Origin of the sequence: Chengkuizengella sp. SCS-71B (assembly GCF_040100845.1) — a bacterium.
Taxonomy (GTDB): Bacteria; Bacillota; Bacilli; order Paenibacillales; family KCTC-33759; genus Chengkuizengella.
This window is the reverse complement of the sequence record NZ_JAZHSH010000001.1, coordinates 2,307,152-2,332,212: the sequence shown is the minus strand read 5'-3', so window position 1 is coordinate 2,332,212 and position 25,061 is coordinate 2,307,152. Positions and strand designations below refer to the sequence as shown.

Annotated in this window: 31 protein-coding genes and 1 other annotated feature; of the genes, 9 read left to right on the top strand and 22 right to left on the bottom strand. The window is 31.5% G+C overall.

Annotated elements, in window-relative coordinates:
- From VQL36_RS11370 to VQL36_RS11345, 6 genes are all read left to right on the top strand, one after another.
- Window positions 1-939: a hypothetical protein gene (locus VQL36_RS11370; protein WP_349249423.1), complete on the top strand. Its 939-nt coding sequence runs from the start codon at window positions 1-3 to the stop codon at window positions 937-939.
- Entirely contained in the window at window positions 939-1,073 is a 135-nt protein-coding gene (locus tag VQL36_RS11365; protein WP_349249422.1) for an XkdX family protein, read from the top strand. The genes VQL36_RS11370 and VQL36_RS11365 overlap by 1 nt, the downstream gene beginning before the upstream one ends.
- Window positions 1,074-1,264: 191 nt before the next feature.
- Window positions 1,265-1,588 (top strand): hypothetical protein, encoded by a 324-nt coding sequence (locus tag VQL36_RS11360; RefSeq protein WP_349249421.1) that lies wholly within the window; start codon window positions 1,265-1,267, stop codon window positions 1,586-1,588.
- Window positions 1,589-1,603: 15 nt separating this feature from the next.
- Window positions 1,604-1,858 carry a hypothetical protein gene (locus VQL36_RS11355; protein ID WP_349249420.1) on the top strand — a complete coding sequence of 85 codons (255 nt, stop codon included), beginning with the start codon at window positions 1,604-1,606 and terminating at the stop codon, window positions 1,856-1,858.
- Window positions 1,859-1,869: 11 nt separating this feature from the next.
- On the top strand, window positions 1,870-2,658 hold the full coding sequence (locus tag VQL36_RS11350) for a peptidoglycan recognition family protein (RefSeq protein WP_349249419.1): 789 nt from the start codon (window positions 1,870-1,872) through the stop codon (window positions 2,656-2,658).
- Between the two features lies 1 nt (window position 2,659).
- Window positions 2,660-3,040, top strand: coding sequence for a hypothetical protein (locus VQL36_RS11345; RefSeq protein ID WP_349249418.1), 381 nt, complete (start codon window positions 2,660-2,662; stop codon window positions 3,038-3,040).
- A gap of 339 nt (window positions 3,041-3,379) precedes the next feature.
- Here VQL36_RS11345 and VQL36_RS11340 read toward each other — a convergent pair whose 3' ends face one another.
- Window positions 3,380-4,033, bottom strand: a complete 654-nt coding sequence (locus VQL36_RS11340) for an FMN-dependent NADH-azoreductase (protein WP_349249417.1) — start codon at window positions 4,031-4,033, stop codon at window positions 3,380-3,382.
- A 111-nt stretch (window positions 4,034-4,144) separates the two neighbouring features.
- Between VQL36_RS11340 and VQL36_RS11335 the strand changes: the two genes are divergently transcribed.
- On the top strand, window positions 4,145-5,086 hold the full coding sequence (locus tag VQL36_RS11335) for a YafY family protein (protein ID WP_349249416.1): 942 nt from the start codon (window positions 4,145-4,147) through the stop codon (window positions 5,084-5,086).
- Between the two features lie 898 nt (window positions 5,087-5,984).
- Here VQL36_RS11335 and VQL36_RS11330 read toward each other — a convergent pair.
- From VQL36_RS11330 to VQL36_RS11280, 11 genes are all read right to left on the bottom strand, one after another.
- Window positions 5,985-6,314: a hypothetical protein gene (locus VQL36_RS11330; protein ID WP_349249415.1), complete on the bottom strand. Its 330-nt coding sequence runs from the start codon at window positions 6,312-6,314 to the stop codon at window positions 5,985-5,987.
- 221 nt (window positions 6,315-6,535) lie between these two features.
- A complete protein-coding gene (locus VQL36_RS11325) occupies window positions 6,536-6,799 on the bottom strand; it encodes a hypothetical protein (RefSeq protein ID WP_349249414.1) in 264 nt (87 codons plus the stop codon).
- Between the two features lie 318 nt (window positions 6,800-7,117).
- Window positions 7,118-7,963 carry an alanine--tRNA ligase-related protein gene (locus tag VQL36_RS11320; protein ID WP_349249413.1) on the bottom strand — a complete coding sequence of 282 codons (846 nt, stop codon included), beginning with the start codon at window positions 7,961-7,963 and terminating at the stop codon, window positions 7,118-7,120.
- Window positions 7,932-8,765, bottom strand: coding sequence for an alanine--tRNA ligase-related protein (locus VQL36_RS11315; RefSeq protein ID WP_349249412.1), 834 nt, complete (start codon window positions 8,763-8,765; stop codon window positions 7,932-7,934). The genes VQL36_RS11320 and VQL36_RS11315 overlap by 32 nt, the downstream gene beginning before the upstream one ends.
- 107 nt (window positions 8,766-8,872) lie before the next feature.
- Window positions 8,873-9,116: a binding site (T-box leader), on the bottom strand.
- A gap of 3 nt (window positions 9,117-9,119) precedes the next feature.
- On the bottom strand, window positions 9,120-9,452 hold the full coding sequence (locus tag VQL36_RS11310; protein WP_349251170.1) for a hypothetical protein: 333 nt from the start codon (window positions 9,450-9,452) through the stop codon (window positions 9,120-9,122).
- A 155-nt stretch (window positions 9,453-9,607) separates the two neighbouring features.
- On the bottom strand, window positions 9,608-10,030 hold the full coding sequence (locus tag VQL36_RS11305; protein WP_349249411.1) for a DUF1801 domain-containing protein: 423 nt from the start codon (window positions 10,028-10,030) through the stop codon (window positions 9,608-9,610).
- Window positions 10,031-10,211: 181 nt separating this feature from the next.
- Complete coding sequence (locus VQL36_RS11300) at window positions 10,212-10,676, bottom strand: hypothetical protein (RefSeq protein WP_349249410.1); 465 nt, start codon at window positions 10,674-10,676, stop codon at window positions 10,212-10,214.
- A gap of 258 nt (window positions 10,677-10,934) precedes the next feature.
- A complete protein-coding gene (locus VQL36_RS11295; protein ID WP_349249409.1) occupies window positions 10,935-11,063 on the bottom strand; it encodes a hypothetical protein in 129 nt (42 codons plus the stop codon).
- 166 nt (window positions 11,064-11,229) lie between these two features.
- Window positions 11,230-12,231: an NAD-dependent epimerase/dehydratase family protein gene (locus VQL36_RS11290; RefSeq protein WP_349249408.1), complete on the bottom strand. Its 1,002-nt coding sequence runs from the start codon at window positions 12,229-12,231 to the stop codon at window positions 11,230-11,232.
- Between the two features lie 243 nt (window positions 12,232-12,474).
- Complete coding sequence (locus VQL36_RS11285; RefSeq protein WP_349249407.1) at window positions 12,475-13,566, bottom strand: glycosyltransferase family 2 protein; 1,092 nt, start codon at window positions 13,564-13,566, stop codon at window positions 12,475-12,477.
- 130 nt (window positions 13,567-13,696) lie between these two features.
- Window positions 13,697-14,188: an amphi-Trp domain-containing protein gene (locus tag VQL36_RS11280; protein WP_349249406.1), complete on the bottom strand. Its 492-nt coding sequence runs from the start codon at window positions 14,186-14,188 to the stop codon at window positions 13,697-13,699.
- Between the two features lie 788 nt (window positions 14,189-14,976).
- Here VQL36_RS11280 and glf point away from each other — a divergent pair.
- Entirely contained in the window at window positions 14,977-16,083 is a 1,107-nt protein-coding gene (glf, locus tag VQL36_RS11275; protein WP_349249405.1) for a UDP-galactopyranose mutase, read from the top strand.
- A 280-nt stretch (window positions 16,084-16,363) separates the two neighbouring features.
- Here glf and VQL36_RS11270 read toward each other — a convergent pair whose 3' ends face one another.
- The 6 genes from VQL36_RS11270 to VQL36_RS11245 all read right to left on the bottom strand — a co-directional run bounded on the left by VQL36_RS11270 (window position 16,364) and on the right by VQL36_RS11245 (window position 20,845).
- Window positions 16,364-17,353, bottom strand: a complete 990-nt coding sequence (locus tag VQL36_RS11270; RefSeq protein WP_349249404.1) for a hypothetical protein — start codon at window positions 17,351-17,353, stop codon at window positions 16,364-16,366.
- Window positions 17,354-17,946: 593 nt separating this feature from the next.
- The gene (locus VQL36_RS11265; RefSeq protein ID WP_349249403.1) at window positions 17,947-18,465 is read right to left on the bottom strand and encodes an NUDIX hydrolase; all 519 of its coding nucleotides are present in this window, start codon (window positions 18,463-18,465) and stop codon (window positions 17,947-17,949) included.
- Between the two features lie 394 nt (window positions 18,466-18,859).
- On the bottom strand, window positions 18,860-19,237 hold the full coding sequence (locus tag VQL36_RS11260; protein ID WP_349249402.1) for a hypothetical protein: 378 nt from the start codon (window positions 19,235-19,237) through the stop codon (window positions 18,860-18,862).
- A gap of 144 nt (window positions 19,238-19,381) precedes the next feature.
- On the bottom strand, window positions 19,382-19,828 hold the full coding sequence (locus VQL36_RS11255) for a hypothetical protein (RefSeq protein ID WP_349249401.1): 447 nt from the start codon (window positions 19,826-19,828) through the stop codon (window positions 19,382-19,384).
- A gap of 219 nt (window positions 19,829-20,047) precedes the next feature.
- Window positions 20,048-20,488 carry a hypothetical protein gene (locus tag VQL36_RS11250; protein WP_349249400.1) on the bottom strand — a complete coding sequence of 147 codons (441 nt, stop codon included), beginning with the start codon at window positions 20,486-20,488 and terminating at the stop codon, window positions 20,048-20,050.
- 228 nt (window positions 20,489-20,716) lie between these two features.
- A complete protein-coding gene (locus VQL36_RS11245; protein ID WP_349249399.1) occupies window positions 20,717-20,845 on the bottom strand; it encodes a hypothetical protein in 129 nt (42 codons plus the stop codon).
- A 699-nt stretch (window positions 20,846-21,544) separates the two neighbouring features.
- Between VQL36_RS11245 and VQL36_RS11240 the strand changes: the two genes are divergently transcribed.
- A complete protein-coding gene (locus VQL36_RS11240; RefSeq protein ID WP_349249398.1) occupies window positions 21,545-22,381 on the top strand; it encodes a copper amine oxidase N-terminal domain-containing protein in 837 nt (278 codons plus the stop codon).
- A gap of 247 nt (window positions 22,382-22,628) precedes the next feature.
- Here VQL36_RS11240 and VQL36_RS11235 read toward each other — a convergent pair whose 3' ends face one another.
- The 4 genes from VQL36_RS11235 to VQL36_RS11220 form a co-directional block, all read right to left on the bottom strand.
- Window positions 22,629-22,775: a hypothetical protein gene (locus VQL36_RS11235; protein ID WP_349249397.1), complete on the bottom strand. Its 147-nt coding sequence runs from the start codon at window positions 22,773-22,775 to the stop codon at window positions 22,629-22,631.
- A 178-nt stretch (window positions 22,776-22,953) separates the two neighbouring features.
- Window positions 22,954-23,394, bottom strand: coding sequence for a DUF2269 family protein (locus VQL36_RS11230; RefSeq protein WP_349249396.1), 441 nt, complete (start codon window positions 23,392-23,394; stop codon window positions 22,954-22,956).
- 191 nt (window positions 23,395-23,585) lie between these two features.
- Window positions 23,586-24,227 (bottom strand): FMN-dependent NADH-azoreductase, encoded by a 642-nt coding sequence (locus VQL36_RS11225; RefSeq protein ID WP_349249395.1) that lies wholly within the window; start codon window positions 24,225-24,227, stop codon window positions 23,586-23,588.
- Window positions 24,228-24,740: 513 nt separating this feature from the next.
- Entirely contained in the window at window positions 24,741-25,055 is a 315-nt protein-coding gene (locus VQL36_RS11220; protein WP_349249394.1) for a hypothetical protein, read from the bottom strand.
- Between the last annotated feature and the right edge of the window lie 6 nt (window positions 25,056-25,061).

The window sequence follows — 25,061 nt, the reverse complement described above, 5'->3', positions numbered from 1 at the left end:
ATGACAGATACAGTAATCATAAACAGATCGACAAACAAGGTTGTGGGACTCAATCGAGAACCGCAGCCTTTTGAATTTGCAATCGAAAATGTGTATTTAGAAGGTGCAGAAAAAACTATCTACAACATCGAACAGAAACAAAAGTTTGATGAAGAAGGTAATGCTTTATATCTCCTACCTCAACCACAACTAGAAGTAAATGAAATAATCACTAAGACAGTTGAAACAACTGAAACAACGAGTGATCCAGTGGCGAATATAGAGACAATTCAAATTCCTGTGCTAGATGACCAAGGTAATCAGAAGGCATACCAAAAAACAGTCAGAGGTGAAACAACCGAAGTCACCAACGAACCAGTCATTGAGCAAGTTTGGAATGAAGAGACTGAGGAAAACGAAAATGTTCAAAAAGCAGACGAAGAAGGTAACTTACTCTATTGGGGGCAAGTTCCTACAGGTCAAATGATTCCACTCTTTACTATCGGTCAAGTAGAAGCCCACCAAATGGATGATGAAGGTAACTTACTTTATTACAAAGATATAGAGGAAACCTTAACAACATATGAAGATCAGAAACCAGCGGAAATTACGGATCAACATGTAGAATGGTCGGAAGAACTAGAACTAGCTTTTGAAAATGTTGAAATACCTGAGACAGTAAGTTTCAAAACGCATATGACTGAATTTACTTATGATGACATCATGGAAATTAAATCTAAACCTGTACCCCTCACTATAGAAGATGAACTTGAATTACTAAAAGAAGAAAATGCAAATCTCATTTTAGATTCTCTGCAAAAGGAAGGCCAAATTGAAGAGTTAGAAAGTGAGAATGCTACACAGTTTCTTGATTCGCTTAAAAAGGAAAATCAGATTGAAGAACTAGAAAGCGAGTTAGCTGGACTAACCTTATCATTAGTTGAAGGGGGTGTCATTTGATGAATTGGAAAAAGATTGTAAAGCGTTATTATCCGAAATATTACACTATTGATCAAGTGAAAGTGTTTGTTGAACGTGGAAAGATTACTGAAGCAGAGTTTTTAGAGATCACAGAACAGGAATTTGCAGCATAATTAAATGCTTTGATTAATCTGATAGAATTCCTTTTTAACAGTCTTAATTTCTATTTTTAAAAAATTAATTTTAATTAATATAGCATTTTACAAAAGAAAACAAGAAGCTTATACACTGAAGAGTAGTTTAATCACGCTGCTCTCTTTTTCATTTACAAATGATTATACTACTTTGGAGGAATGGGTTTAACATGGAAAAACAAGACATTGAAAGACTTGCAAAACTAGAGACTGAAATTAAAGCCATGCGCGATCTCATTATGAATATGGACAGCAAATTAGATATTTGGAATAAAACATTTGTCCCAAGAAATGAAATTAATGAAATGTTTAGAAGTCGTGATAAAGAAATTAATGAGTTAACCCAAGACATTGATAAAATGAGGAAAGATATTGCAAATAATTATCAGGATTCAACTACAAAATGGGAGCATTTGTGGTCCAAAGCAGTATGGTTCTTGATCGGACTTATTGGTTCTATATTTATGATCCTTGTAAAAGATTCAGTAGGTTAATGAGGAGGAAGTGACATGAATAATCTATTTGACAAAGTATTTTCTGTTGATGAGATAAAAATAAGTGCGTTAGTAATTGTATTAACACTATCATCTACTTTTGGATTAGTCATGTACGTAATAGAGGGAGATATTTCAGATAATCTGCTTTCACTACTAAGTACTTTGATATATGCAATCACAGGTATAAATGCTTTTAACATTACGAAAGAAGCAATACATGATTTTAAAAATTCCAAAAAAGAAGAAAATGTTGATAGTCCGATCTAAGAGGGGAGAGAATGAAATTGAGCTTTGAAATTAAATATCCCATCACAAAAGAATTCCTCACATCAGGGACCAAAAGACGATCTGGAATTAAAATGTCAAAAGTAGGATTTATTGTTGCTCATGATACTGGAAATGATGGTTCCACAGCATTGCAAAATATTACTTATTACGAGAATTCAAAAAATGACATGAGTGCATCAGCACATATTTTTGTAGATGACACGGGGATATATGAATGCATTCCATTCCTAACAGATACTCCAGAAAAAGCATGGCATGTTCAATACCAAAAAACGATGGATAATCATTTGTTTGGGGATGATGCAAATGATATCGCTGGTGGCGTTGAGCTTTGTTATTCCTACAAAAGAGGAAGAATCAACAATGAAGAATCTTATAAAAGATACGTTTGGGTTTTAGCTTATATTTGTTACAAGTTTGGATTGAACCCTGCTAAAACTGTTGTGGGTCATCATGTCTTAGATCCACAGCGAAAAACAGATCCACAAAACGCTCTTTCAAAAATGGGAAGATCCTATGACCAACTATTACAAGATATAGTAACGGAATACTATGATTGTTTATCTAAGGAGGACGTATTAATGCAGTTAAAAGAATGGCAAATTGAACTGGCTAATGATGCTATTGATAGATTGTATAAAAAAAAATTAATAGTGAATGCAGAAGATTGGAAAAAGAAACTGATTGAAAATCCTCAAGATATACTTCAAGATATGCCATGGTTATTTTTTGTGATGTTAGATAGATTAAGTGAAAATAATGATAGAGGTGTTAAATAAAATGGAAACTACTTGGATCATAATGATTAGTGCAGCAATTATAGGTTTAGGTGTGTATTTATTTCCTTATTTAAAACAAAAAGGTTATATAACAGAAGAAACAATGAATATGACAGATCAATTATTATTATTTTCTAAAATTATTATTAGTAAAAATATCAATGAAAATGATAAACATAAACTCGAGAACATATTTGATGTGATTCGTAAGGATTTATATGATCTGAATCATATTTCTGATACAAAAAGTTTAAACGAAAAAAAACAACTAACGATTTCAACAATTATAGCAAACTTAAATTCTCTAGATGTTGAAATTGATTATGAAAATGAATTACTAATTGAAATGATAGTAGATAATACATTAAATTATACTAAATAAATCTAAAAGATAAAAAAGTAACGCAATATGCAAAAATGAAGCAAATGCTAGCATTACTTTTTTATCTTATCAGTACTTTTGCACAAAATCCGTATTTTGTACATAAGTAAATTGATCGATGAAATCCTTTATATATCATGGGATTTCAATGAATTTGTAAAAGTAAACTTATAAATAAATAATCAATTTTATCTCAAAATCATAGTCCCCATTTCAATTATGTGTTTGATTTAAAATGAAAATGAAAAGTAAACAAAAAGAATCCGATTTGAATTATAAATTTGATCAAATGGATTCTAATTTTATCATAAAGATTGATTGAATGAGTAAAACATCTATTTACTGAAAGACTTTTTTTATTTCTAAATTCGCTGCTACTTCATGTACTTTTTTAATAGCTGCTTGCTTATTTCCTTCTGCTAAATCAGGTATAGCCATACCTTCTGCAAAGATACTTTCTATTTCAGTTACACCTAAGTATACTAAAGTTGTTTTTAATAAACTGTTAGCATGCTCTGATTCAGTATTTAAACTATCAGAATATATTTTACCTGAAGCCATAATATGAACAGCTTTTTTCCCTTTTAATATACCAAATGTTCCAGTTTCATTAGCTTCAAACGTTATTCCTTTCACTACAATTGTATCAATGTATGCCTTTAACACTGCTGGAAAGCTAAAATTCCACATTGGGTTTACAAATACATAACGATCTGCTTCAGCAAATTGTGTTGCTAATTGACTGATACGACCTACTTTAACTTGCTGTTCATTAGTTAATGATTCAAAACTTCCTCCAGCACCTAACTTAAACCATGCACTTAATATATCCGCATCAAGTAAAGGTATATTTTCTTTATATAAATCTAGTTTAACTATCTCTACATCTGGATTTTTCTTCTCATAGATTTCTAAAAACTCATTACCTACTTGGAGACTCACAGAGTTTTCGCCAGTTAAAGGATGTGCTGTAATATACAATAATTTTTTCATTTCATTTCTCCCTCTCAATTTTTAAATTTTTGAATAAACAACTCAAAATAAATTTATCATACCTAATATGACACCTATATGGCATAATTGATAAATAAGAGGTGGAGTTTTATGAAAATTGAACGTCTAATTGCTATTATCATGCTTCTTTTAGAGAGAGAAGTAGTACCCACAAGCGAACTTACTGAAAAGCTGGAAGTAAGTAGAAGAACCATATTTAGAGATATTGACACGTTAAATATGGCAGGACTCCCTATTATGACAACAAGAGGTTTTAAAGGTGGCGTGAGTTTGATGAAGACCTACAAAGTTGATAATAAATTATTTACTCCAAAAGATGTAAACAGTTTAATAACCAGCTTAAAAAGCTATTATCAATTGCTAGAAAACAAAGAAATTGCAAATACGTTGATAAAATTGGAGAGCCTTACAGAAGGAAATGAATCATTAAAACACAGATTTGATGAAGAATATTTTTCTATCGATCTAGAACCTAATCAAGGAAACCGCTCATTGAAAAATCTGATTAAAGTAATTGAAAAAGCGATGAAGGATAAACACTATTTGTTGTTCAAATACATAGACAAAAACGGTGAAGTTAGCGTTCGCAAGGTTGAACCTTACAAAGTTATCTTTAAAGAAAGGAGCTGGTACTTGCAAGCTTTTAGTTTAGAAAAAAACGACTATAGAGTATTCAAGCTTGCCAGAATGAATAAGTTACGGATTTCAGAAGAATTATTTACTCCACAGAATTTTACACCAATACCCATGAATAGTACGGATTGGATGACTGAAGATAAAGTACCAGTTACGATTAAAATAGATAAATCCATAAAAGATAGAGTTATTGAACGATTCGGAGAAGAATATATTATTGCCAACAACGGGGATGATTATTTAGCAAAATATCCAATTGCAGATAATGAACATGGATATAATCTACTTCTTTTGTTTGGAATGAAGTGTGAAATAATTGAACCTCTAAGTGTCAGAGAAAATTTCAAAAAATATATACAAAATATTTTAGGCAAATATAATGATGTGAATACTTAGAAAGGCGGCAGCATTCTTTGCGAAGGTAACTGACAAATAACCTATAAGTTTATCTATATTCCTTCATACATAAACTCGATGATCTCATCTTCTTCAATACTAACCCATATTTTCAAAAGTGAGACTTGCTGTTGGATCCATTGGGATAAGAAAAATGAGGATATTGATTCTCTAACATCTCGATCTTAAGTAACTACAAAAAACAATCTGCCCATACAGTTGTCTATAAAATAGATATTTTGTGACATAACAACAGAAACACATATTAGTCATGTCTAATATGTATCTCTATGCATGTTTCCTCACTTTTTTAAATTTTAGTCTTGATAATATGTATTTTGTACATAAGTCATTGTTTGATTCTGATGACGATAACAATATATTAGAACAGGAGTTTTTATTTCAGACTAATAAATATTTGGTTGATTCATATATCAGGTAACAAATGAACAGACTCTCTTTTAGAAATCCAAACTTCATTCATACATACTACTTGCGTGTAATATCTTAGCAAAATCACTCCACATTGGTTTTTCTGAAATAAAATCTGTATGTTCTGTGTCAATAATCCAAGCTTCCATAGCTTCTAGATATGAGTCAATAGTTATGTTTTCCCATTTAACTTCATTTTCTAAAAAGTCTTTCTTTTGTCATCACATTATCTGCATTAAGTTGCAATTTAGTATCCCCTCTCAAGATAAAATCAATTGTTTTGTTGTGTTTAAAAAAACAATTCTATTGTTTTCTCCTTATATCAATGTGTCAAATCAAGTGCTACCGCTAATTTAACCTGATTTATTTTACTTAATCCATGTTTATATTGATTAATTGATATAGATTCTATTATTGGTTCTATATTTGATCATAGAGAATTTAGACTCCCCCAATTTGTAACTTACTAACCACAATAAATAAAATCTAATATCTTTCCTTTACCAGTTACTCTACTTGCTGATTGAAGCTTAAATCTACTTCCTTTATAAACTAAATGGTTTATTGCATCATATGCTTCATCTTCTACGGTAAACATGTCAATTGTAACTTTATAAAGCTTACCTCTTTTTATTACTTCAATGTTCTTATCAGTTTCAATTTGTCCTGAAAAAAGAAGATCATTACCAAAATTAATAGCAGGTCTTATGAGAATTTTTGTACTTAAATCATTTGGTAATGCTTTTGGATTCTCATTCGGCTTATCAAAGTAAATTTCAGCCTCTAAAATTAACATTTTACTTCTCCTTATTATATCTTAAATAAATTTATTAAACTCATCTAAACTCTCAACATCTATAGTAATTGTTCCATTTTTAGAAATGTTAAATCAGCAAGTTCCTCCAACACATTTATTAATTGCAGAAATTTATCCAATAATAAATGGCTTTATCAATAGTTCTTGCCAAAACCCTTTGGACAATCTGTTAAATCGTCTGTATGTGAAAATGAAAAATATCAATTAATATTTTTAACTGTATCAATCAAGTTTATTAGATATAAATATCGTTTACTTTTTTTGAATCTTGAATTTATCTCTAATACATTCTCAATATATTTAGCAGACTTCATTAATACTTCATTCTTAAACTCTTCAAAAGTAATTCGTACGTTTTTCCAATCTGAATATTTATATCTTTCAAAAGGTTCTGAAACGATATAACCTGAACCTATTTCTTTCTGAGCTTCTATGACTCCAGCAATTAATTCATCATCAACCAACTTTAATTCAAACCAAGTTGATTATTCTAAAATTAATTCTAAACATTCAGTTTTTCCTATCTTTCAAAGTCATTTGGTAATCTCAACTTTGGACCAACTTGGATCAAAAAATGTATACTTTTGAAGTTTCTTTTGTAAAGTTTCCTTGGTAAATATTGTACTTAATTAGCAAACCCAACTGCAATATGAAACTTTTTTATTTTATGACATAAAAAATAGAAATACATATTAGTCATGTCTAATATGTGTTTCTATGCATGTTTCCTCACTTTTTTAAATTTTAGTACGTTGTTACAAATGGCAATCCTAAAACATTAGCTATTGTTCCGCGTTCTGGAAATATTTATTAATTACTCCTTTAATCCTTCTAACTCCAGCAGCAGAAGATTGTTCTTTTTTAATACTGAACTTTCCTAAGTTTGTTGTATCTTTTACATGAGGTCCTCCACATACTTCTCGACTCCAAACTTTCCCTTCGTTATCTTTGATTGTATACACCTTAACGATATCCGGATATTTATCCCAAAAATTCCCTTCAACATTACTTTCTTTCGCTTCAATTTTAGGCAGCTCTGAAATATAGGTAACTGCTTTTGATGAAATCGCATCATTCACATACTTTTCCACCTCAGCTATTTGCTCTGGCGTAAGTTTTTCATCATGGTTGAAGTCAAACCGTAATCGTTCTGAAGTAATATTACTTCCTTGTTGATGAACATGATCACCTAAAACTTCCCTTAAACCAGCAAGTAATAAATGAGATGCCGTGTGCAGCGCTGTTGTTTCTGTTGAATGTTCAGCTAATCCACCTTTAAATTTACCCACAGAAGCAGTTCTGCTCTTTTCAGCATGTTTCTTTGCCGCTTCTATATAAGACGCCTTGTCCTCCATGCTATATCCACTTTCAGTTAGAAATTCTTCCGTCAACTCCAAGGGAAACCCAAATGTTTCGTAAAAATAAAAGGCATCTGCACCTGTAACTTTACCCTTATGTTTTTGTATTTCAAATTCTCCTTGCTGTAAAGTTCTATAGAAAAGATTTTCTTCCTTATTTACTATTTCGATAACTTTCTTTTTATTACCTATCAAATCTTCATAAGCTGTTGCTTCATCTATATAAACTTCAGACAACTCACCCACAAAACTTCCTTGTATACCTATCATTAAGGGCTGTTGCAACCCTTTCTAATCCGCCTCCATAATCAATATTGGGATTTTGCATTTTTACAAATCCTGTGTCTTCTTTTTTGTAACACATAAATACGTTGTTCCCAATTTCTAAAAATCTCTCGCTATCAGAAGCAGGATGATCCAGTGAATCACCGCCTGGTTCAAGATCATAGAACATTTCACTATCAGTTCCACCCGGTTCTCCAACAGGCATATCCAATGGACTTCCAGCTCGACACCACCAATTTTCATTTTCATCGTATAAGAATATTTTTCCACCTCTAGATGCCCCATATTGATAGGGATCATCTTCAATAATAGGTTCAATACCAACTGATTTAAATTTTTCTGACCAGATTTGAATGGCTTCCGTATCTTTCTGTATATTCAAATCATCACTTCCTATAAAAGCACTGATATACAGCCTGCCAGGATCAATTCCTAATTCTATAATATGCCAATTCCAAATGGCATCGATTTGCTTTTTCTTATAGTTATTTTCATTTGCTTTAAACTCCCATCGACCTATCATTTCAAAAAATGTCAGATGCGACGTATCTCCTACTTCATCAATATCCACTGTCCTTAAACACTTCTGAATATTAGCAATCTCATTACCTATCGGATGCTTTTCCCCCAATAAATATGGAACCATAGGTTGCATTCCACTTCCTGTAAACAACGTTGAGGGATCATTTTCTGGTAACAAGCTAGAAGAGGGCACTTGGCTAGCCCCTATTCCTTTCATAAAATCAATATATGATTTTCTTAACTCATCCGGTGTCATTTTCACCATGCTCAATACCTCCATTTCAATTATTATTTCTTCTCGGAAAAATTATTTTGATGTTCAAACGAGTAGAAATAAAACAAAAAAGCCCTGAGCTGACATATTACTTGTCAACTTAGGGCGAACTATTATGTCCGTGTTACCACCTAATTTCAGATTTCTCTGCACTCTATCAATACGGGATATCTCCGATATTGTTTCCTGAATAACGGTGGAACTCCGTTGAAGCCTACTAAGATTCCTCTGTTCGGTTCACAGCTCCGAGACTGCTTCACTATTAGATCAATGAAGATTCGCACCAACCATCTTCTCTCTGTGAGATCCCTAATACCTACTATTTCTCATCATAGCCTTTTCGTTTTAAGTTAAACCAATGCTATCACACTCAACTTGCTCCGTCAATTTAATTCCACTATTTTTAATAAGGTATAAGTCTGTCGAATCTACCATCAGCTTTGGCAATTCGGATGCTTCGCATCCTCTGACTTCTGAGTATTTTGCTAGAATCTTTCTAATTCCACGATCCGTATATTTTTTATCCCAACTTGATTCAAATAAGTAGACAGCATTTTTATGTTTCATATTGTCACAATGTAATGCTAATAACTCTTTAAAAGACTCAGGAAATGGAACCATACGGTCTTTCTTTCCTTTTCCTTGGTTGATTCGCATTTGACAACGAACAAAATCAATCTCATCTAATTTAATATTTATTATTTCGCTTACTCGTACTCCTGGTATAGCGGAGTCATCATATCGTGAAGATATTTACTAATTTTAACAATTACAAGTTCATTAACACGAACACCTTGTTCAATAAGTGCGTCAGACTGATTAATAGATTGTTTTTATAGTACGCCCAACATTGGTAGGTGTTTTCTTCTGTGGTATGTGAGAGCCAATGAAATACAATGTTTCAACTCATTAATGGGTACTTCATCATTTTTATCAAAAATGATGGCTCTATTGCCTTCAAATTTAAAACTTTCTCCATAAAGTTCTCTGAATGTTTCTACCAAATTGGTAGTACAGACAAAATACATTGCATATTGATCTGAATTTGATTTTTTCAAATTCATTCTGATGGTACTCCCACTTTTTGTGAGATAACTTGGTTCTCCCCATTTTAATGTTTCTTCAATGTTATTTACTTCTTCTAAATCTGATGCTGTATCTAAAACAAGTTTTCTAAGGAACATTAACTTTTGACGCATGGTTTCTGGATATTTATTGAATACTTCTGCTACTTCAGGGTTTTCCAATTTATACATATCAATCATCACCTTTATCCCAGAGATTATATTGATTTTTCTACAAATAAAGTCTACATTTATAGTTTAAGGTTTGCAGCAACTTCTAAAGCTTGTTTTATTGCTACTTGTTTACCTTTTTCTCCTTCAGAGGACAGTCCTTCAGCCAAAATGCTTTCTATATTTGTGACTCCAATTGCTCCTAAATTATATTTAATAGTTTTTCCAGGTATGTTAATTGCGTCAATAGATCATACATATCCTCAAGGTAATTCGTCACAATAAATGAATCACATTCACAAGGCTTATAGTATTCAGAACTAGGATCTTCACCTAAATAACTAGTGTATTTTATCATTTGATTCATATTGTCCCCATAATACTGATTAATAGTATCTTTAATCACATCATAGGCGTCTTTTTCAGTATAAAACTTCGGAGTGGATTTCTCTATGACTTCCATTTCCCAGTTTTGTAAATCTATAAACCAACGTATGATTTGATCTTGATTCCCACTTTCTAAAGGCGCTTTAGATAATGCTTCTGGTTTATCCATGCTATTGATCAATCCCTTTACTTCGTCTAGTGAGTTAACTCTTAGCGGTGAAATTGGTCCATAGGTAATGTTCATCTTGCCTTGAACCATCGTAAGTGTAACAAAGTCCACTTATGGTTCTTTACTAATTTTTCTTGTAAAGCCGACCCTTATCACTTTTTTCAGTAGGCCAACTAAAATAAAATCTATATGTAATAGTGCCAATGTGCAGAGAGTTTACTATTCAATGTTCTTTTTATAAAAAGCATGATGAAGTTTTATTTGATTTTCTTCTTTATTCATTTAACTGAAAATCTTTGATGTCAGAAATATAGATAGCATCCATAGCATCAGTTGCTTCAATATGATACGCTAAATATTTAGAGGTTGTTATAGAGCTGTTCCAGTAGAATAAACATCCCCATCAGGTGTTTTAGTTTTTCCAGCTGGAACCGTTGTATTTAACCAATTCTTCAGGCCCATTATATACTTCATATCCTTCATTCTTTTTAACATCATATTTCCACACACCGTTGAATTCTCCAACTGCATTCGGTAAACCTAATAAATTTTCGATTTCGGTTCATGTCATTGTAGCATCAATATAGTTCTGAATATTTTCTTGAGTTATTTCTTCACTATATGCCCATCGTTTAAGCATCCTTTTTCTTCATCGTAATTCCGATTATATAAGCTTATTTCTCCAAGTAATAGGAGTGATTTCATTTATTATTTCAATAGGATAAGTATAATTAAAATTTTTAGATCCTTTTTGCGATATAAAATTTACCATAGAAACTAATCCATCTTTTAACGATGTCTTTGTTGAATAATCTAAAAGCTTTCTTGCTTTATCTGATGAACAAGTTGCATATTTCACTTCATTGGGTCTTATCGGAACATAAATAGGTTTTAGGGGAAAATTCATTATGTCAGCAATAGTTTCAGCAAGTTCATTAATAGAAACAAACTCTTCATCAGGTCCAACATTAATAATTTCTCCATTCACATTACCTTGCACTAATACTTTCTCTAGACAATATATTACATCATCAATATAAGAAAAACATCTTTTATGCGAGCCATCCCCATAAATAATTGGTTGTTTACTCTGCAACATTCGATTTATCATGATTGCTGCAACATTTCTAAATGGATCTGTATAACACTGTCTCGGCCCGATAATATTGTGTGGAACAATAACAACCCAATTAATTCCATTTAATTCACATAACTGTTTCACTACAAGCTCTGATGCATATTTAGCTACTCCATATGGAACAGTAGGATTACACAACATATCTTCTGTGAATGGCATTTTTTTTTGTTCTCCATATCTTGACATGCTAGAACAAAACACAAACTTTTTAACCTTATTTTGAACTGCTGCACTCAACACACTCATTGTTATTTGAAAAGTATTTTTAGTTATAAGATATGGGGAAAATAACGAAAAACCATCATGGGCAGTACAAGCCGCATGGAATACAATATCACAATCTTTCATAAGTGTTACCATAGTATCTAAATCACAATCAACTTGATGAAATTCTACACTATCGTTAACATTATCTATATCCCCTCCAATTAAGTTATCTACTCCAATGACTTCATTACCTAGCTTTATCAACCGATCTGCAAGGTGGCTTCCCAAAAAACCAGCTACTCCAGTGATAAAAATCCTCATAATTTCTTCTCCTTATATAACAAGTTTTGATCCTACAATATAGTCAATTTCCAGTTGAATTAATGCACTCTGACAAGTCCCAACCCACATTACCATCCGAAAGAAAATCTACTGCTTAACAACTTTATGCCATAATCCTGAAAAGAACCTAAACCATCGTATGATTACAGTAGGTGATCTCCAGGTCTTAACAAGCCAATCAAAGTAGTATTGATTTTATGTGTACCTGAAACAAAGTAATTATTAAGTCATATCTTCAATTTTAGATTTCAGTTCCTCCAATAACTTCTCATTATTGGTAACACAAGAACTATTAGGGATATACTCTGCCACTATGTCATTATGCTTTTTTGCCTCCGTATAATTACTAAGTGACATATAACAAGCACATAATTGCACATGGGGGAACCATGTATAGTAAAATGGTTGAATAAACGTACTATGTTGTGGGAAATCAATCACTGTGGCTATTTTATACCAACTAATAGCCTGGTGAATTTCATTTTTAAGATCGTGTATGTGACCTAATTTACAACAAATCTCTGCCCTAGGAGAATCAATATGGAAAGTATGCAAGCTACATGTAATCGCTTTATCTAATTCGTTAAAATGGATATGACAATCAGTAAGCTGCCCGTATATAAAAATTTGAATTTCATCACTGTATATGTTTTCGTTGAGGCATCTTTCATACCATTCCATCGCTTTTCTATATTGTTTGTTTCCAAAACATGCATTCGCATAGTAAAACGGATGCCCATTAGATAATATCTTGCCTTGCTCAATCACACTTTCATAAGTTTTTAAAATTCGATCTGAATGTAATTTATTTTTTTTATGTTTTATCACAATATTGGTTATGAATACTTCTCTCCCAGAGTAATCAAGTGCCGAGTGAACAAATCCTTTCCAACGAAAATTACATTCTCTTCTTACGATATTATCACGAAGTTGGGTAAGTGTTGGATTTCCCTCATCATCAAAGGCGTATTGATATTCCATCACCACAACATCCATTTTATAAATCGCAAGATTTTTTTTGAACTCGGAAATTTTTTTTTGGCTTTCTTCTGGAACAATGTCATCTGCATCTAACCACATAATATAGTCTTTCGTCGCTTTAGAAAAAGAGAAGTTTCGTGCTTCAGAAAGATCTCCCTTCCACTTAAAATCATAAATCTTGTCCGTATAATTCCTGGCTATCTCTTTTGTCTTATCCGTTGAACCTGAATCCACAATTATAATTTCATCTACTAAATGAGCGATAGACGATAAACATCTATTTAATACTTCTTCTTCATCTTTTACGTTCAAACAAAGACTTATCGTAGTCATAAAATCTTCCCCTCTCATCTGAACAATGAACTCATCTGTACTTATATAATATACTAATGGTACAGAGTAAATAGTGTCCCTAAACTTTAATCTAAGGACTTATAATTTAAGGACACTCCGTGTATTGAATTTATTTTTTTTTGTCGATATAAATCGCATTCAATGATCTATCCGTTACAACGGCCCTTGAAGTTGTATTAGTGCCACTAGGGTCTAATTTTCTCGCCTTCACTTGATAACAATTCATTCCAAGCGATGGGGTGTCACAAAACGTAAAGTTCGGTTGGTTGTTTTGCGTAAAAGATGCATTTAAAGGGAAAGAAGAGTTCGTAAATTCTAAATCAATCGAATGTCCTGATGTTACAGTTGATCCTATCTGTTGACTATTCTTACAAAGCGTGTATTCTACTGTAGCGGAAGGGTTTACTGCAGTGGGTGGTGGTCCAGAACTAGAATCAGTTCCCATGATGAATTCATCAACCGACCAATCCAGTTTCACTTTTTTATTCTGATCCTTCTCACAAACTTTCACCTCAAGAATGACTTGGTCCTGGTCGCTTAATTCAACCTCATCATCCCTAAAGTCACATTCTATCTTCGCTCCTTTTTTTAAAGCTGCCATGTTTATACCTCCTTTATTTTTTATAGTCTCTCGGCATTCGCCGAGTTAGATGGGACAAGTGCTTCCTTGACCCAATAAATTTTATTTCCTCCTCATGAGTAGGTGCGTCATCATCAACAAGGACTGGCTACTCGTGACTAAACTTACTCTATAAAAATTGGATCTGTCTGCCCATTTTTGTATATGGTCTCCATTTTCCATTTCTTTCAGTTCAAATCTGTCGGTTTTTCCCCCTGATCTATACTATGTAAAAGAAACGTTTTGGTATAGATGAATGCCTCTTCTCGACTGGTATTATAAAAAACTGGTTCATCACCCACACAAGTGATCTCCTTTTTGTGAGGTTGAACCTGTCTTCACAATAATGATTTAATTTCACCTGCATATGATATATAAGTATATATAGTAAATAGGTAAGAAATAAGAAACTTCATATGCTCCATGCGCTGTGTCGATCGAAAAGACAGCGAAGACAAACTGATTAATATCATAACGAATGATATGAAAATGAAACCGATAGAAATCGGGAATAAAAACTCAAAAATTACTTTTATTACAATTCATTCGGCAGTTTGACGAAAATCAGATATCTTTATGCAATACTAGTGAAATGAAATAGAGAAAATTATAAAACCCCAAAAATAGCGAGATATTTTAGAACAGAAAAATATTAGGTTGTTTGATGAACATTTCACCGTGGAACATTTTCTAAATAACTATCTAAAAGTGATAAATGAAATTGTCAAGAAACAAAAATTAAATAGTTAAAATTGGAGAGGGGTAAAAATATGTATGATTATTTAATTGTCGGAGCCGGTTTATTTGGCTCTGTATTTGCATACGAGGCCACTAAAAAGGGAAAAAAGTGTCTTGTGATTGATAAAAGGAACCATATTGGTGGAAATGTCTATAATGAAAAAAAAGAAGGAATTAATGTACACAAATATGGTGCCCATATATTTCATACTAATAATGAACAGATATGGAATTATGTAAATGGTTTTGTAGAGTTTAATAGATATACTCATTCACCAGTAGCAAATTATAAAGGTGAAATTTATAATCTTCCATTTAATATGAATACTTTTAATAAACTTTGGGGAGTAGTTACTCCAAAGGAAGCCAAAGAAAAAATTGAAGAGCAAAAAGGAAGAGTTGGTATTAATAATCCAACTAATTTAGAAGAACAAGCAATTTCTCTTGTTGGTACTGATATTTATGAAAAGTTAATAAAGGGTTATACAGAAAAACAATGGGGAAGGTCTGCTAAGGACTTACCTGCTTTTATAATTAAAAGACTACCAGTAAGGTTTACTTATGATAATAATTATTTTAATGATAAGTATCAAGGTATTCCAATAGGGGGATACAATGTGATAATCGAAAAAATGCTTGAAAAAAGTGATGTGAGACTAGAAGTTGACTATTTTGATAAAAAAGAAGAATTTGAGGGGATTGCACATAAAACTGTCTATACTGGTATGATTGATCAATATTATGACTATATCTATGGGGTATTAGAGTATAGAAGTTTAAAATTTGAGACTAATGTTGTTGAGGATACAGATAATTTTCAGGGAAATACTATAGTGAACTATACAGATAGAGATACACCATATACTAGGATCATAGAACATAAGCATTTTGAATATGGTACACAAGAAAAAACCATTATAAGTAAAGAATATCCAATTGAATGGAAGAAATGCAATGAGCCTTATTATCCAATTAATAATCAACAAAATAACGAAACATATAGGAAGTATAAAGAATTAGCGGATGGAGAACAAAATGTAATTTTTGGTGGAAGGCTAGCTAATTATAATTATTATGATATGCATCAGGTTATAGGAGCTGCACTTGTTGCAATAGAAAAAGAGTTTGGTGATAAATGACAAACGTAAGCGTCACTTCCCCGGATGGGAAATTGGCTTATGTCGCTAATAATGACGTTGAAATATGCAACCCATGTAAAGATTGAAATGGTTTAGAATCAACATCTGTTTAAAATTACCTCCCGTCATACTCCACTTCCTCAATTCTTCGATCCCTTATCACTTTTTTCAGTAGGCCAACTAAAATAAAATCTATATGTAATAGTGCCAATGTGCATAGAGTTTACTATTCAATGTTCTTTTTATAAAAAGCATGATGAAGTTTTATTGTTTTTCTTCTTTATTCATTTAACTGAAAATCTTTGATGTCAGAAACATAAATAACATCCATAGCATCGGATGCTTCAATATGATACGCTAAATATTTAGAGGTTGTTATAGTAGCTGTTCCAGTAGAATAAACATCACCATCAGGTGTTTTAGTTTTTCCAGCTTCAATAAGTACTTGTTCCAATTCTTTAGAAGAATCTGATGTAAATTTTATTATCATTGTAGTAGGCAAGTATCCTTCCGTTATACTAGGAATAAGTGCTTTTGACTTTTCATCAGGTTGGAAATAAAACTCGCCAAATAATGCTGAATAACTTACTTGCCCACTTAATTCTTGAACCCCCTCAGCCGTAGCAAAAACTCTATAATAAAAATCACCATCCATATCTATCCAGGATTCGTCTTTAATTTCCGTAATGGTCCAACCTACAATATTGTCACCTACTTTGGCAGTTGAAACAGAAACATCAGGGATTGTAAATTCACTTATAGAATCTCCATCATATTTCACTACTTTACCGTTCTCATTATAATACAATGTAAGCTGCTCAATTGAAAGATCATTATTCCATTTTATAAATAATTGCAGTTGCAAATCCTCATTTTTAAATCCTTCATAATCAATCACGCTGGAACCGTTGTATTTAACCAATTCTTCAGGCCCATTATATACTTCATATCCTTCATTTTTTTTAACATCATATCTCCACACACCGTTGAATTCTCCAACTGCATTCGGTAAACCTAATAAATTTTCGATTTCAGTTCGAGTCATTGTAGCATCAATATAGTTCTGAATATTTTTTTGAGTTATTTCTATAGGTTCTACCCTTGTTTTTTCATTAGTTTGCTCTTTTTCTTGTTGTGAGGTATTTATTGAACTAGTGTTATCATCTTTGTCTGAATTAGTCTCTCCAAAGTCAATGAATCCCGCAAAGATGATTCCTAGAGCTAATAGACTAGAAAAAATGATCCATTTCCTTGATTGTTTATTAAACATTTTAATTCACTCCATTCTTGATTTCATATCTGACTTACTGTCAGATATTCCTATCGATCCAGGAACCCAGTTACTTAACCTTGATGCTTTTATCTACTCCCTCAAATTAACCATCTTCAATTATGAAAATTCCAAATTGCTCTTGCACTTCTTATTTATAATTTTAAACAATTATCCTATATTATGGATATAAAAGGTTAACTTTGTCAAGATATAAATATTATTAACATCTGTGAAATGTGGTTTATAAAAATTTATTTTCTAAACTACACAAAACTAGTCTTTGTACATACGTATATAGATCGGTGTAACCCCTTATATCAATATAAATTTATAGAAATACAAATTAATAAAATCTAATTTGATTTCCCACTAGAAGATTCAAGTTAAAATAATCGAAGTAAGTTTACAGGATAGATATAAGTTCTTGTCTTTGATAGGGAAAGTATACAAGTTCTTGTCAAATGAAAAAGACAAGAACTTGTATACTTTAAATAAAAAAACCACGCTATGCGCGGATCTTAAAGAGTATATGTTCTTGTCGTAATACAGTCGGACGACAAGAACCTTATTATATTATATAAACATACTTTCTATTTAGATTCGTGATCGGTTGTTGAATAAGTATGATTGTTTTTTGTTTTGAAACACTTAATTTTGCCATTCGAATCCGAATTTAAAGATTCAGTCTTAAAAAACTCAGGATATAAATCTAATTTTGCTAGTTCATCAATCGGAAGCCAATGTAACGTTACTTTACCATATGACTCTTCAAAGAAAGCATGTTTCATATGGCGTAATTCGGCACTTGATTTAACCGAGTAAAAAAAAGAAATCTCGTGGTTAACAGTACCTTCATCAGAAGTAAAGAAGTTTTCGTGAACATACTTTAATTCACCAAGTTCAAGACGATGTTGAGTTTCCTCAAAAATTTCTCGTAAAATTGCTTCTTCTGCAGTTTCCCCAAATCTTACACGACCACCTATTGTATAATAAAACGAAGTTTTTTCATCTTTTGCCATTAAAATCTCATTTGAATCAATGATTATAGCCCCAACACGATAGCTAAATTTCCCATTTAGTATATCTAAAGTAATGTCCCCATTTATCATGTATTTCACCCACTAATCTGTTTTTTATTTTTGGATTTATGTTTTTGAATAAAATTCATTAGAATAAGCATTCATTAGACCCGACTCCCCTCTCTTACTGTGAAAGGAATCTTTTCATCCATAGGGTATAACTGAAATTGAGGTAAACGTAAACGTTTCGAGACCCTCTCCCATGGTACGATATTTTCCAATTAATAATGCAATACTTCTTTTAAGTTATTATCAGAAAGTATCTTTTTTTTTCATGGCTTATCATCAACAATATTGTCTCTCCTATTGTTGGATTTGAATAAAGTTTGATCAAAAACCTCACGCAGACCCACATTCTATGGCAAATAAAAAAAGAAAAAGTACTTCTCTTATTAGAGAAATGCATCAAATGATTAAATGAGGTTTAATTCCCCATTATCCATAAAAGTTTTTCATCTTTGCTATGTGTTATTTCTTCCAAGAGTTTAATTATTAATGGAACAAAGTGCTCAATAACCTCATCATTAATAATAGATTTTATAAATAACAACTCTTCAATAAGTGAAAGAACTTGTGTTTTATTTAGTTTTATATCACCATAAATATCAATCATCGGGACATAGTGTAATTTATAAGCATTACCAATACAAATAATTCTAGAACATATTGATTCTGATAAGTAGTAAGCATCTTGCTCTACCTCACCGTTAATTGAAAAGCAAACTTCTACATCGTCTAAATATCTGTTTAGGTCGAATAGTCGGCTAAACTTATCCATATCAATTTCACCTCTTGCTCTCAATTAGCACCATTTTCATCATAATGATTATTTTACTCTTCCTAAATCTAGCATATTGTTATTTAACAATCTGACCCAATTCATAAAGAAAGACGTTGCTCTATTAGAGAAAATAACCATTTTATGGGAGGTTTCCGATTAATTGTGCTATCCTACATACCAAGCATTTTCTTTGAAATCATTCCATTGCAAAATAAAACTCTTAGCATGAAGTTTTAAACTACAAAATTCATGTGTTCCTCCATTAATACCAAATATATCAAAAATGAAATAGTCTTTAACCTTTTTCTTATTAAACTCTAATAGTTCCATTTCTTCTAAATCAGTAATTAAGATGTTTACCTTCATGTTTTCTTCAAAGAGTATCACTTCATTCTTTGATACATTGATAAAAGTAAGCTCACATCTGTCTGTTGATTTTGCTAAATCATAAGGATTAATTGGATGTTTTTCTGAGATGTTAATAAATTCTAAACCTAAAGTAACTAGGTCCTTTTCTATTTTCACTTGTTCTACTAGACAATCATGAAAATCCAAGTAATCAAAATAATCGCTTGTGGTTTTATATCTCCAAGACCTCATTTTATTTTTCAACACCATTCTAATATCAGTGAATTTATCAAATAGTTTGCTTCCCAAAGCTTAAAAGTAATAGAAAAATTTCTCAGCACCAAAATTAGTTGAAATTCCTAAGTTGTTTTCAAGAAGAGATTTTATTGAATTGAAAAGTAATATTGTTCATTATAAAAATCATATAGGGGAATCAATATCTACTATAGATTCAGCCACCGAAGCTATAACAGTGAAAAGCATCTATTTAGAGGGAATATCTAATAACCATGGTAGAAATGCCTCTATACAAAGTTCAATTACATTGTCATCATCTTCTACATTTAATAACCGAATTTTAAAGTAATCCTCATCATTTTTATACAACACATCAACATCAATTACTTCTGTTGTTGCTCTTCTTATAATGTTTCCAAATAATTTGTATTCAGCAAGATACATATGTTTGCTATTCTTTGCTTCATAAAAGTGACTAACTCTTGCATCTTTTTTTAGATTTACTCCTATATTCATGCATAGAGATTTTACGTCTTCTGGAAAATAAATTGTTGCTAGTGCATAATTTTGGCAATATATACAGTTACAATCATCTTCATCTCCGATGAATGGAAGGTCTTTATAATATTCTAATGTCCTAGCATAATCAATCTCTATTTCATACTCAGCAAACTTATAAGTTCTCATATTAACTACACCTTCATTTCATAATATAACAATTAAGCAAAGTTGTACTAATAGATTATATCAGTTTTAATTAATTTATCCATATTATCAACTCCTACTTAGTTCCTTCGAAGATATTCTCAGCACACTTGAATCTTATATTTTAGGTAGCTCCATCTTTTAAAATAGTAACAAAATTACCTGCTGAATCTGTGACAACATCATAGTTATCCTTTCTAAAGAAGAAAGTCATGCCATCTGCTCGATTTCCATTTCCATAACTTCAGCAAGTCCTCTCCACATTGCTGTCCTTATTTCTCCAGCATTCTTATAAATATTATCAATGTAATTTCTCACAAAGTCTCTAATTTCTATCATATTCCAATTTGGTTAAATTACCAAATGTATCGATAAGATTCAGTAATTCTCTCTATGGATCATATGCAACATTATTTTCAGTTCCTTCTGCATCAATCATATAAATGCAACTATTTGTGTACAGTGAGTAGGCTGTAGAAATGACCCTGATTCTCTAAGTAGGTCTTCATCATTCGATATCCAGCCTCCGTAACGATGATAGAGTTCATGAATGCAGTCCAATAAATATATATGAATTATGCTTTAGATTGCTGGAATTAGGATTTCCATTTACAACAATACTAAAAAAAAGCATAGACAGGCTGATAATAACCTTTGGAATCTAATTGATTGTTTACCTCTAGGCTGTGTATATGGAAGGTTTAGATCATCTTAATTTCAGAGTAATGTTGAAAAGTTACAGCTCCTCAAGCGTTTTAAACTCGGATAGTCTCGCTTTCGTAGTGCGTTAGAAATTACCATTTACAAGATTACATGAATACCTCTATAATAAGCTTTTATTAAACTTAATTTTTTTCTACCAACACTCTATCGATGGTAAATTAATGTTCGATCTGGGGAAGACGATTGACTAGCGCTTGTATGCAGAAGATCAACGTCCCATTGAAATAGAGGTTACCCCCCAGTTTATCGGTAATTTTAAAACGCATGGACGTATATTATTTTTAAAAAATGAGACCAAACAAGGAGCTGTTATATGTGAAAAAGATATTCTTTGGAGTTTTACTTTCAATTTTTTTAATTATTACATCATCTATTACATATGCTGCAGGATTACAAATAAAAGTTGACGGCGTTGTTATTGCATCTGATGTGAAACCCGAAATTATGAACAATCGTACAATGGTGCCTGTACGTGTTATTAGTGAAAATTTGGGAGCTAATGTTCATTGGGCAAATTCAGAAGTTACTCTTACAAAAAACAATGTTAAAGTAATATTAAATTTGAACAGCACGACAGCGGAGGTAAACGGTAAAAAGATACTTCTTGATATAGAACCATATATAAAAAATAATCGTATGTTCGTTCCACTTCGCTTTATCGCTGAGACTTTTGAATGTGACGTGAATTACAGCAACTTTACAGTAACTATTAATACAAATCCATTGCATATAGATGGTGAACAAGTAAAAGCAATGCAACACGAATACCATATGACTATGGGCGGAGTAGTACAGCAAGTTAATGGGAATGCATATAACGAAGCAATTTATAATATTTTTATGGAAAATAAAGGAGATAAAGTCGGTGCCCCTGAACATTACTCATGGAGTCCTAATATAGACATTCTTGGATCTTATTATAAAGTAGGACAATATGAGTTTTTGGACCAGGAAGATGATATCCTAAAGAGTTTTGAGATTTATAATTTAGTTCATTCAGATTTAGAAGAATATCCAGAAATTTTACTTTATGACGTTACTGAAAACCAATGGTATTTATTTAGCAATAAGGCAGGGAAATCCATTAATCAGTTAATTAATACCGCCTCAAAGAACGGTTTTTTGAAGATTATCAGTGATACAGTTGTATAATATATTTAGAAGCAATAATATCGATCCTGAAGGTCATAAATTTGAATTTTATACTGGTCAATAAGACACATCCAGGTTTCAATGACTTTCTGGCAGCTCTTTTTTAAAAAATGTACAAAAAAACCGTCTCTTTTAGTAGAATGAAAGTTACCACACCTACATTTTAGAAAGGACGGTTTTTATGTTCAATCATCAGCCCCATTTTACTTTATACGATGTGTTAAAAATTAAGTTGTAGTTCTTATCTTTAAACCTTAAAATCTTCAATTACAAGATACTTATTATCTAGATTTAACTCATAATGTCTAACTTCATTTCCAAAGGTTTGAGTATAGTACTTTGCTTTTTCTAATATTTCAGTATTATTAATAATAACTCCAAAAGAGCCTTTCACAAATCCTCCTATCATTATTCCATTTTCTGCAACTTTACAAATTGTTTAATGTGATTTTTCACCACCTTTATACACATCAATTGTTATAACTAAATTATTTATACATACCATAATCTGCTATAACAAAGAAAAAATCCATTTTGAAAGAATATTGATCAAAATGGATTCTAAAACCGTCTCACCACAAGACGGGCTTTTGTATCATAAACCACATAGCTATTAATAGAATAGAAATGTAATAAATGACATATTGTTTAAGTTTATTGATTAGAATAATACGACTCTCTTCCTCCTCACTTTCAATTTTTCGAATGGCAGGTGAGAATATACGTTCCATAAAAATAATAGCACATATCAATAAAAGCACTGCCATGACAATCCACGATTCTAACCATTTCCATCCTCCTAACCAAATTAACAAGATTCCCATTATTATTAATACACGACCTGCATATTCTGATAACCTCAATACAAAACGTATTAATTCTAATTCTGATTCTTGATTTTCTACTTGATATTTTAGTTTGTTTAACAAAGGAAACAAAATAAAGATTGGACCAATAACTAGGATTACGCTAAATATATGTAAATATAAAATAATATTATAGACCGTAAACAAATGAAGACCTCCTATTATGATTTTAGTTGAAATGATATGATTTTAAACAAAAATTAATGATAAAAAAATCATATAAACAATAAGGTGGTTCTACCTCAAAAGAACGAAAAAGGCACTTGAGGTCCTCGTGCCTTTTTTTAATTTATGGTTAATTGAATTATTAAAGAATATGTTTTTGAATGACCTTTTATTTATATTTCTAAGTTTTTTGCTACTTCATGTGCTTTTTTAATTGCTGCTTGTTTACTTTCTTCTGCTTGCTTAGGTCCCATAGAAATACCTTCTGCAAAGATACTTTCCACATCAGTTACCCCTAAAAAACCTAAAACTGTTTTTAAAAGACTATTGGCATGTTCCGATCCTACCATTGGTCCATCAGAATATATGAGACCTGAAGCCATTATATGAACAGCTTTCTTCCCTTCTAATAAACCAATCATTCCGGTTTCAGTAGTCTTAAAAGTTTTCCCTGGAATTACAATTGTATCAATATATGCCTTTAACACAGCTGGAAAACTAAAATTCCACATTGGAGTTACAAATGCAGAACAATCTGCTTCAGCAAATTGTTCTGCTAATTCATCGATACGACCTACTTTAACTTGTTGTTCGTCAGTTAATGATTCGAAGCTTTCTCCTGCACTTAACTTACTCCATGCACTAATTACATCAGCATCAAGTGGAGGTATATTTTCTTCGTATAGATTTAGTTTAACAATTTCCACATCTGGATTTTTCTTTTCATAAGTTACTAAAAACTCTTTACCAATTTGGAGACTCACAGAATTTTCTTCAGATAATGGATGTGCTGTAATATACAATAATTTTCCCACTTATCTTCACCTCTCATGATTAAAATAAGAAACTAAATTTTGTTCGCGGTTTCTCCTAAAGTTCGGGGATGAACTGCTGCAAAGATTTTTTAAATCAATTTAAGAACTCATGAATAATCTTTTTTGTGTATTATTGATTTATTGTCTTAGTGATCTATTTAAATAGTACACTGACTTTAATTTATTGTCAATAATTGTTTTAAGTTTTTATGAATTTTATCAGCTTCTGTTCCCAAGATCGAATTATAATCGAATGTTTTTTGTCCCACTTGAAGGATATCACAGGCAGCCTAGAAAAGTGACAAAGACAAAAAACGACGTATCCTTCGGATGAATCGCTAACTGTTTAATTTTAAATTTTAATTCGTTTATATTTTTTAATTCTTCTTTTAATCGCTCCTGTACTTGTATACTTTAAATATAAAAACCCACGCTGTGCGTGGATCTTAATGAATATATGTTCTTGTAGTAATACACTATCGCAAGAAATATTTTACATAATCATTTTGAAGACTACTTACCCATCCTATCTTTTAATCTTTTTAATGATTGTTCGCTTTGTTCCTCAACTCTTTGAATAAGCTCATCTATTCTCTTTTGTCTCTTCTCCAAATATTCTTTACTCACATTTAAATTTTTAATCTTTACTAGATATTTATCCATAGAACTTTTTAATTCTTCTATTATTTCATTTTTTCTGCTATTTTCCATTGCAATTGTTTCTGATAACTTTTCCTTCAACCTTTCTTTTCTATTCTCCATCAATTCATTTTCTCTGCTATTATTTCTTGTCATTAATTCAGACAACTCTTCTCTTCTATTTTCCATTACGCA

Coding starts and splice junctions, on each gene's coding strand:
- VQL36_RS11370 (WP_349249423.1), top strand. CDS start 1: ATGACAGATACAGTAATCATAAACAGATCGACAAACAAGGTTGTGGGA.
- VQL36_RS11365 (WP_349249422.1), top strand. CDS start 939: ATGAATTGGAAAAAGATTGTAAAGCGTTATTATCCGAAATATTACACT.
- VQL36_RS11360 (WP_349249421.1), top strand. CDS start 1,265: ATGGAAAAACAAGACATTGAAAGACTTGCAAAACTAGAGACTGAAATT.
- VQL36_RS11355 (WP_349249420.1), top strand. CDS start 1,604: ATGAATAATCTATTTGACAAAGTATTTTCTGTTGATGAGATAAAAATA.
- VQL36_RS11350 (WP_349249419.1), top strand. CDS start 1,870: ATGAAATTGAGCTTTGAAATTAAATATCCCATCACAAAAGAATTCCTC.
- VQL36_RS11345 (WP_349249418.1), top strand. CDS start 2,660: ATGGAAACTACTTGGATCATAATGATTAGTGCAGCAATTATAGGTTTA.
- VQL36_RS11340 (WP_349249417.1), bottom strand. CDS start 4,033: ATGAAAAAATTATTGTATATTACAGCACATCCTTTAACTGGCGAAAAC.
- VQL36_RS11335 (WP_349249416.1), top strand. CDS start 4,145: ATGAAAATTGAACGTCTAATTGCTATTATCATGCTTCTTTTAGAGAGA.
- VQL36_RS11330 (WP_349249415.1), bottom strand. CDS start 6,314: ATGTTAATTTTAGAGGCTGAAATTTACTTTGATAAGCCGAATGAGAAT.
- VQL36_RS11320 (WP_349249413.1), bottom strand. CDS start 7,963: ATGATAGGTATACAAGGAAGTTTTGTGGGTGAGTTGTCTGAAGTTTAT.
- VQL36_RS11315 (WP_349249412.1), bottom strand. CDS start 8,765: ATGGTGAAAATGACACCGGATGAGTTAAGAAAATCATATATTGATTTT.
- VQL36_RS11305 (WP_349249411.1), bottom strand. CDS start 10,030: ATGTATAAATTGGAAAACCCTGAAGTAGCAGAAGTATTCAATAAATAT.
- VQL36_RS11295 (WP_349249409.1), bottom strand. CDS start 11,063: ATGATGTTAAAAAGAATGAAGGATATGAAGTATATAATGGGCCTGAAG.
- VQL36_RS11290 (WP_349249408.1), bottom strand. CDS start 12,231: ATGAGGATTTTTATCACTGGAGTAGCTGGTTTTTTGGGAAGCCACCTT.
- VQL36_RS11285 (WP_349249407.1), bottom strand. CDS start 13,566: ATGACTACGATAAGTCTTTGTTTGAACGTAAAAGATGAAGAAGAAGTA.
- VQL36_RS11280 (WP_349249406.1), bottom strand. CDS start 14,188: ATGGCAGCTTTAAAAAAAGGAGCGAAGATAGAATGTGACTTTAGGGAT.
- glf (WP_349249405.1), top strand. CDS start 14,977: ATGTATGATTATTTAATTGTCGGAGCCGGTTTATTTGGCTCTGTATTT.
- VQL36_RS11270 (WP_349249404.1), bottom strand. CDS start 17,353: ATGTTTAATAAACAATCAAGGAAATGGATCATTTTTTCTAGTCTATTA.
- VQL36_RS11265 (WP_349249403.1), bottom strand. CDS start 18,465: ATGATAAATGGGGACATTACTTTAGATATACTAAATGGGAAATTTAGC.
- VQL36_RS11250 (WP_349249400.1), bottom strand. CDS start 20,488: ATGAGAACTTATAAGTTTGCTGAGTATGAAATAGAGATTGATTATGCT.
- VQL36_RS11245 (WP_349249399.1), bottom strand. CDS start 20,845: ATGATAGAAATTAGAGACTTTGTGAGAAATTACATTGATAATATTTAT.
- VQL36_RS11220 (WP_349249394.1), bottom strand. CDS start 25,055: ATGGAAAATAGAAGAGAAGAGTTGTCTGAATTAATGACAAGAAATAAT.